At 71.1% G+C, this 7,146-nt stretch carries 6 protein-coding genes and 1 pseudogene; all 7 read right to left on the bottom strand.

Annotated elements, in window-relative coordinates; genetic code table 11:
• Positions 1–383 (bottom strand): annotated as a pseudogene (locus WBA97_RS03740) (shikimate dehydrogenase); the annotation flags it as partial.
• Between the two features lie 35 nt (positions 384–418).
• A complete protein-coding gene (gene mltG, locus WBA97_RS03735; protein ID WP_424229243.1) occupies positions 419–1,648 on the bottom strand; it encodes an endolytic transglycosylase MltG in 1,230 nt (409 codons plus the stop codon).
• Complete coding sequence (gene ruvX / locus WBA97_RS03730) at positions 1,645–2,133, bottom strand: Holliday junction resolvase RuvX (RefSeq protein ID WP_424229242.1); 489 nt, start codon at positions 2,131–2,133, stop codon at positions 1,645–1,647. Before ruvX ends, mltG begins: the two co-directional genes overlap by 4 nt.
• 28 nt (positions 2,134–2,161) lie before the next feature.
• Positions 2,162–4,831: an alanine--tRNA ligase gene (gene alaS, locus WBA97_RS03725; RefSeq protein ID WP_424229241.1), complete on the bottom strand. Its 2,670-nt coding sequence runs from the start codon at positions 4,829–4,831 to the stop codon at positions 2,162–2,164.
• A 72-nt stretch (positions 4,832–4,903) separates the two neighbouring features.
• Positions 4,904–5,227 carry a hypothetical protein gene (locus WBA97_RS03720; protein ID WP_424229240.1) on the bottom strand — a complete coding sequence of 108 codons (324 nt, stop codon included), beginning with the start codon at positions 5,225–5,227 and terminating at the stop codon, positions 4,904–4,906.
• A complete protein-coding gene (locus WBA97_RS03715) occupies positions 5,224–5,634 on the bottom strand; it encodes a DUF948 domain-containing protein (RefSeq protein WP_424229239.1) in 411 nt (136 codons plus the stop codon). The genes WBA97_RS03720 and WBA97_RS03715 overlap by 4 nt, the downstream gene beginning before the upstream one ends.
• 111 nt (positions 5,635–5,745) lie before the next feature.
• Positions 5,746–7,089, bottom strand: a complete 1,344-nt coding sequence (locus WBA97_RS03710) for a replication-associated recombination protein A (RefSeq protein WP_424229244.1) — start codon at positions 7,087–7,089, stop codon at positions 5,746–5,748.
• Positions 7,090–7,146: the final 57 nt, after the last annotated feature.

Here is a 7,146-nt window from a genome sequence, read left to right as displayed (position 1 = left end):
GCGAGCGCCGCCCGCGCCGTGCCGCCCGCGCCAAGGACAACCCCCGACGTGCCCGACCCGAAGCCGGCGGCACGCAGCGCGCCCGCCACGCCGTCGACGTCCGTGCAGTCCGCCACCCAGCCGTCTTCCCGGCGCACCAGCGTGTTCGCCGCGCCAACGGCCACCGCACGGTCCGTTGCCGCCGTGGCCAGGGCCAGGGCCGCGCCCTTGCCGGGCATGGTCACGGACAGCCCGGCCCACGAATCGTCAAGGCTCGCGACGAGCGCGGGCAGTTCTGCCGCCGACGCCTCCAGCCGCGTGTACGTCCACGGCAACCCGAGCGCCTCGTACGCCGCGCCGTGCAGCACCGGCGACAGCGAGTGCGCCACCGGCTTGCCGACCACAGCGGCCCGCCGGACGCCAACGTCAGCGAGCACCGTCAGTAAGCGCCGTTCTCGCTCGCCAGGTCCACGTTCTGCTCGTGCTCGTCGTTCGTCACCGCGAAGCACGACGTGCCGTCCTTCTCGCACCGCACGAAGAACAGCCATTCACCGGGCTCCGGGTTCACGGCCGCGTCCAGGGCGCCCTTGCCCGGCGCCGAGATCGGCGTCGGTGGCAGGCCCGTGTTGTCGTAGGTGTTGTACGGGCCGACCCGCGCCCGGTCCCCCGGGTCCGTGCGGATCGCCGGGCGGTCCAGCACGTAGTTGATCGTCGAGTCGTACTGGAGCTTCATCGACTCACGCAGGCGGTTGTAGGTCACCCGCGACACCTTGGGGAAGTCCTTGGTGATGGCTTCCTTCTCGATCAGCGACGCCATCACCAGCACCTGGTAGGGCGTGTACCCGGTGTCCTTCGCGACGTCCGGCAGCCCGGCCGCCTGCATCTGCGTCGCCGACTCGGTCACCAGCTGCGTCCACAGCTCCTCCGGCGTCGAGCCCGGCTTCACGTCGTAAACACCCGGCATGATCAGGCCCTCGAGCCTGCGCTGCGGCTCCGCCTTGCCCGCGTCGGGAAGCGCCCAGTCCGGTACCCCGAGCTTGGCGAGGTCCGCGGTCTTGGCCACCCCGGCGAGCTGCTCCGGCGGCACACACGTGCTCTTGCCGTTCAGCTCCGCGCACGACGCGTCGGCGAGCATCGCCGTGATGCCCTTCACCACCTTGTCGCCGCCGAGGATGACGTTCTCGAGCTGGGCGCCCGGCTTGATGTCCATGGCGCCCACCCGCGACTTCGCGTCGACGATCTTGGTCACCGCGGCGGCGCCGGACGCCTTCGTCTTCATCACGTAGTAGCCGGGCTGCACGCCGCGCACGTCGGCGTTGGTCTCCGCGGCCGCGACGAACGCCCGTGAGCTGGCGACCACGCCCGCGTCGGCGAGCGTGGTGGCGATGTCGCCGGTCGAGTCGCCGTCCTTCACCTGGACGACGACGTCGCCATCGCCCTGCCCGGCGAAGTCCTCGTAGTCACCGATGCCGGTCAGCTGCTTGTAGCCGTAGTAGCCGCCCGCCGCGATGAGCGCGAGCACCACGACCATGCCGATCCACAGACCGTTCTTGCGCTTCTTCTTCGACGGGGGCGGCGGCTTGCGGCCGTCCCGCTCACGCCGAACCGGCCGGTGCCGTTCCGTCCGTGCCTCGGAGAACAGATCGAGGTCGTCGTCGTGTTGAGTCATCGCTCCTGCGCCTCCGGGGGCGTCTGGCGTGCCCGCCCATCCAGCCAGGCCTGCAAGATCTCGACGGCCGCCGCCTGGTCGACCACCGCCCGCTGCCGCTTGCCACGAACCCCGCGGTCGCTGAGCATTCTGGTGGCGCTGACCGTAGTCAAGCGTTCGTCGGCCATTCGGACAGGAACCGGACGTATCCGCCGCGCCAGCTTCCTGGCGTACGCGGTCGCGGTGGCCGCCGCCTTGCCATGGCGGGCCGCGAGCGTCCTGGGCAATCCGACTACCACTTCGACCACCTCGTGCTCGACAACGAGCTCGGCCAGGCGATCCAGATCGCTGTTCGAGCGTTCGTCGCGAGCCAGCGTAACCAGTGGCGTCGCGAGCACCGGACCGGGATCACTCAATGCGACCCCAACCCGTACAGATCCGACATCGACGCCGAGCCTGCGCCCGGGCCCCGGATCACCGGGACCCGGGCGGCCGGGATCGGTCATGACCGTCGACTCGCTCCGCAAGCTCCGCTCACGCTGACACCTCGGAGATCGCCGTGCGCAGCGCCGCGACCGCGTCGGGCACGCCCGCCGCGTTGCCGCCGCCGCCCTGCGCGAGATCGGGTTTGCCGCCGCCGCGGCCGCCGATCGCGGGCGCGAACGACGGCACGAGCTTGCCGGCCGCGAAGCCGGCGTCGCGCGCCGCCGAGGTGGTCGCGACCACGAAGCTGACCTTCTCGCCGTCCGAGGAGAACAACGCGACGACACCGGAACGCGCGCCGAGCCGGTTGCGGACCTCGGACGCGAGCTGGCGCAGGTCGTTGCCGCCGATGCCGTCGGGCGTCGCGACCGCGACGAGCGCGGTGCCCCGGATGTCCTCCGCCGCGTCCACGAGCGTGCCGGCGGACGACAGCAGCTGCGCGCCACGCAGGCGCTCCAGCTCCTTCTCCGCGGTGCGCAGTCGCTCCACGGTCTGGCCGATGCGCTCTGGCAGCTCCTCGGGGCGCACCTTGAACTGCTCCGCGAGCTGCCCGACGAGCACGTGCTCGCGCGCGAGGAACCGGAACGCGTCCAGGCCCACGAGCGCCTCCACCCGGCGCACCCCCGCACCGATCGACGCCTCGGAGAGCAGCTTCACCACGCCGATCTCGCCGGAGCGGTGCACGTGGGTGCCACCGCACAGCTCCTTGCTGTAGTCCCCGATGGTGATGACGCGGACCTTGTCGCCGTACTTCTCGCCGAAGAACGCGATCGCGCCCGACTTGCGCGCCTCCTCGAGGCTGACGACCTCGGAGCGCACCTCGTAGTCGTTCAGCAGGACGTCGTTGACCTCGTCCTCGACGTCCGCGATGACGCTCGGCGGCACCGCGCCGCCAGGCGAGGTGAAGTCGAACCGCAGCCTGCCTGGCGCGTTCAGCGAACCCGCCTGCGCCGCCTGTGTGCCGAGCGCGCGCCGCACACCCGCGTGCACGAGGTGCGTCGCCGAGTGCGACCGGGAGACCGCGCGACGCCGGGCCGGGTCGACCTCCGCGTGCGCGGTCGCGTCGAGCAGCACCTCGCCGGAGAGCACCTTGCCGCGGTGGACGTTCAGGCCCGCGACGGGCGACTGCACGTCCTGCACCTCGACGACGAACCCGTCGCCGACGATCTTGCCGGTGTCCGCGAGCTGGCCGCCGCCCTCCGCGTAGAACGGGGTGCGGTCGAGCACGACCTCGACCTCCGCGCCCTCACCCGCCGACACCGCGGACTGGCCGTGCGAGAGCAGGCCGACGACCCTGGACTCCGTCGAGAGTTCCTTGTAGCCCTGGAAGTCCGTGGTGCCGTGGGTGTCGAGGATCGACCGGTACGCGCCGCCGTCCGAGTGGCCGACCTTGCGCGACGCCGCGTCCTGCTTCGAGCGCTGCCGCTGCTCGGACATGAGGCGGCGGAAGCCCTCCTCGTCGACCTTGAGCCCCTGCTCGGACGCCATCTCCAGCGTCAGGTCGATCGGGAAGCCGTACGTGTCGTGCAGCTGGAACGCCTTGTCCCCGGACAGGACGCTGCCGCCTGCGGACTTCGTCTCGCCCGCCGCGAGGTCGAAGATCTTCGAGCCGCTCGTCAGGGTCTGGAGGAACGCGTCCTCCTCCTGGCGCACCACACCGTCGATACGGTCGAACTGCTCGACCAGCTCCGGGTAGGCCGGGCCCATCGTGTCGCGGACGACCGTCGCGAACTCGCCGAGCACCGGCTCGTTCACGCCGAGCAGGCGCACCGAGCGGACGATGCGGCGCAGCAGGCGGCGCAGCACGTAGCCCCGCGCCTCGTTGCTCGGCGTGACACCGTCACCGATCAGCATGACGCCAGAACGCGCGTGGTCCGCGATGACACGGAACCGCACGTCGTCGACGTGGTTCGCGCCGTAGCGGCGGCCCGACATCTCCTCCGCCCTGGTGATCACCGGGCGGACGAGGTCGGTCTCGTAGACGTTCTCCACGTCCTGCAGCAGGAACGCGACGCGCTCGATGCCCATGCCCGTGTCGATGTTCTTCGCGGGCAGCTCACCGATCGGCGGGTGATCCTTCTTCGGGGACAGCTCGCCGCGCTCGTCCTGCATGAAGACGAGGTTCCAGATCTCCAGGTAGCGGTCCTCGTCCGCGATCGGGCCGCCCTCCCTGCCGAAGGCGGGGCCGCGGTCGAAGTAGATCTCCGAGCAGGGACCGCCGGGACCGGGCACGCCCATGTCCCAGTAGTTGTCCTCGCCGCCGCGGCGCTGGATGCGCTCGTCGGGCAGGCCCGCGACCTTGCGCCACAGCTCGATCGCCTCGTCGTCGGTCTTGTAGACCGTGACCCAGATGCGCTCTGGGTCGAAGCCGTAGCCGCCGTCGGACTGGCTGCCGGTGACCAGCTTCCATGCGTGCTCGATCGCACCTTCCTTGAAGTAGTCGCCGAAGGAGAAGTTGCCCGCCATCTGGAAGAACGTGTTGTGGCGGGTGGTCTTGCCGACCTCGTCGATGTCGCCGGTGCGCACGCATTTCTGCACGCTGGTCGCGCGCGGGTACGGCGGTGGCTCCTCACCGAGGAAGAACGGCTTGAACTGCACCATCCCCGCGTTCACGAACAGCAGGTTCGGGTCGTCGAGGATGAGTGAGGCACTGGGCACCAGCGTGTGCCCGTTGCTCGTGAAGTGGTTGGTGAATCGCTTGGAGATCTCGTGTGTCTGCACGGGTCAGTCCTTGGGGGTCGAGAAGGTGCGGAGGTCCGGCGAGGCGGACAGCGCGGCGCTACAGGGCGCGGCTCAGCTGCCCGCCCTGCGAGCTCGCGCGTCGGCGGGCCGGCTCGGCCGCCCGCGCCTGTCGTCCCGGACGCCGAGGGCGTGCCGCGCCACGGGGCTGACCCCGGATCGCTGCTCGACCACCTCGGACAACTCCTCTTCCCGCTCCGTCATCCCCGCGCGGACGTCGGCGCCGAAGGAACCGATCGCGCCCGCGAGTTCGTTGATCGCGCCCCCGAGGTTCCCCGCGATGCCCGCCGGGGTGGCCTGGTGCGCGGTCTCCCTGGCCTTCTTGGACAAGGCTACGCCCGCGGCAACCCCCACCCCAAGCCAGAAAAGGCGCTTCACGACTTGGCTCCCTTGCGCTTCCCGCGCCGCGCGTGCCTGCCGTCGGTCTCGCCCTTGATCTTGCGGCGGGCCTTCAGCGCCTTGCTGACGCCGTAGGAGAACGCGGCGGCCTTGACGAGCGGGCCGCCGAGCGTCGCGGTGAACACCGAGGTCAGCGCCGAGACGTTGCCGGTGACGGCCTGCGTGTTCGACGTGATGCCGTCGACGCGCTCCAGCTGCGTGTTCACGCGCGTGAGCGTCGTGTTGGCTTCGGCGAAGATCGGGTCGGTGTTGGTGTGCGCCTTGCGGATCGCGATGGTCGCCTCGTCGAGCGTGCGCCCGAGCTTGATCAACGGGATCGCCAGCAGCAGAACCAGCAGCACGAACGCGCCGGCCGCGATCAGCGCGGCGATCTGCCCTGCTGACACGAGCCCTCCTTGGTGTGACGTGGTCCGGGATGCGGGTCAGGTTACCGCGCTACCCCGACACGGGCCCGTTCGGATCACGTCAGGAGACCGGCGTGACCGTCCGGCATCTCGTCACCTGTTCCCTCTGATGGCGCGCCGCAGCTTCGGCACCCGGTCGGCCAGTGCGCGCTCCGCGCCGCGCTGGGTCGGCTCGTAGTAGTCCTTGCCCACCAGCTCGTCCGGCGGGTACTGCTGTTCGAGCACGCCCTCCGGCACGTTGTGCGGGTAGCGGTAGCCGGTGGCGTTGCCGAGCTTCTTCGCGCCCGTGTAGTGGCCGTCGCGCAGGTGCGCGGGCACGGTGCCGACCGCGCCCTGCCGCACGTCGGCCATCGCGGCGCTGATGGCGGTGGTGACGGCATTGGACTTCGGCGCGGTCGCGAGGTGCACGGTGGCGTGCGCCAGGTTCAGCGCGCACTCCGGGAGCCCGATCAGCTGTACGGCCTGGGCGGCGGCCGTGGCCGTCTGCAACGCGGTCGGGTCGGCCATCCCGACGTCCTCGCTCGCGTGGATCACCAGCCGCCGCGCGATGAACCTCGGGTCCTCCCCCGCCTCGATCATGCGGGCGAGGTAGTGCAGTGCCGCGTCCACGTCCGAGCCGCGGATGGACTTGATGAACGCGCTGATCACGTCGTAGTGCTGGTCGCCCTGCCGGTCGTACCGGACGGCCGCCTTGTCGACCGTTGACTCGACGGTCGCGAGGTCGACCGTGCCGCCGTTCGTGGCGAGCGCGGAGTCGGCGGCGGCCTCGAGTGCGGTGAGCGCGCGGCGGGCGTCGCCTCCCGCGAGCCGCACGATGTGGTCCTCGGCGTCCTCGTCGAGGGTGACGGCGCCGCCGAGGCCGCGCTCGTCGGTGAGCGCGCGGCGGACCAGGGCGCGCACGTCGTCGTCGGTGAGGGAGCGCAACTGCAGGACGAGGGATCGGGACAGCAGCGGGGACACGACGGAGAAGAACGGGTTCTCCGTGGTGGCCGCGACCAGCAGCACGATGCGGTCCTCGACGGCGCCGAGCAGCGCGTCCTGCTGGGTCCGCGAGAAGCGGTGCACCTCGTCGATGAACAGGACGGTGGACTCGCCCGAGTGCGTGAGGCGGCGGCGCGCCTCCTCGATGACGCCCCGGACCTCCTTCACCCCCGCGGACAACGCGGACAGCGCGACGAAGCGGCGGCCGATGGCGCTGGACACCAGCATCGCGAGCGTGGTCTTGCCGGTACCGGGTGGGCCGTACAGCATCAGCGACGCGGGCGCGGCGCCCTCGACGAGCCGCCGCAGGGGGGCGCCGGGACCGAGCAGATGGTCCTGGCCGACCACCTCGTCGAGCGTCGCGGGCCGCATGCGGACGGCGAGCGGCGCGTTCGCGCTCACCCGCTCCTTGGCGCCGGGGTGTCGCTCCTCCGGTGCGGTGTCGAACAGTTCCAGGTCGAGCCCATCATCCACCCCTCCGACGCTACCCGGGGCCCAGGATCGGGTCGTTGA

The sequence above is a fragment of the Actinophytocola sp. genome (assembly GCF_049647105.1).
Classification (GTDB): domain Bacteria; phylum Actinomycetota; class Actinomycetes; order Mycobacteriales; family Pseudonocardiaceae; genus Actinophytocola.
This window is presented reverse-complemented; position numbering and strand designations above follow the sequence as displayed.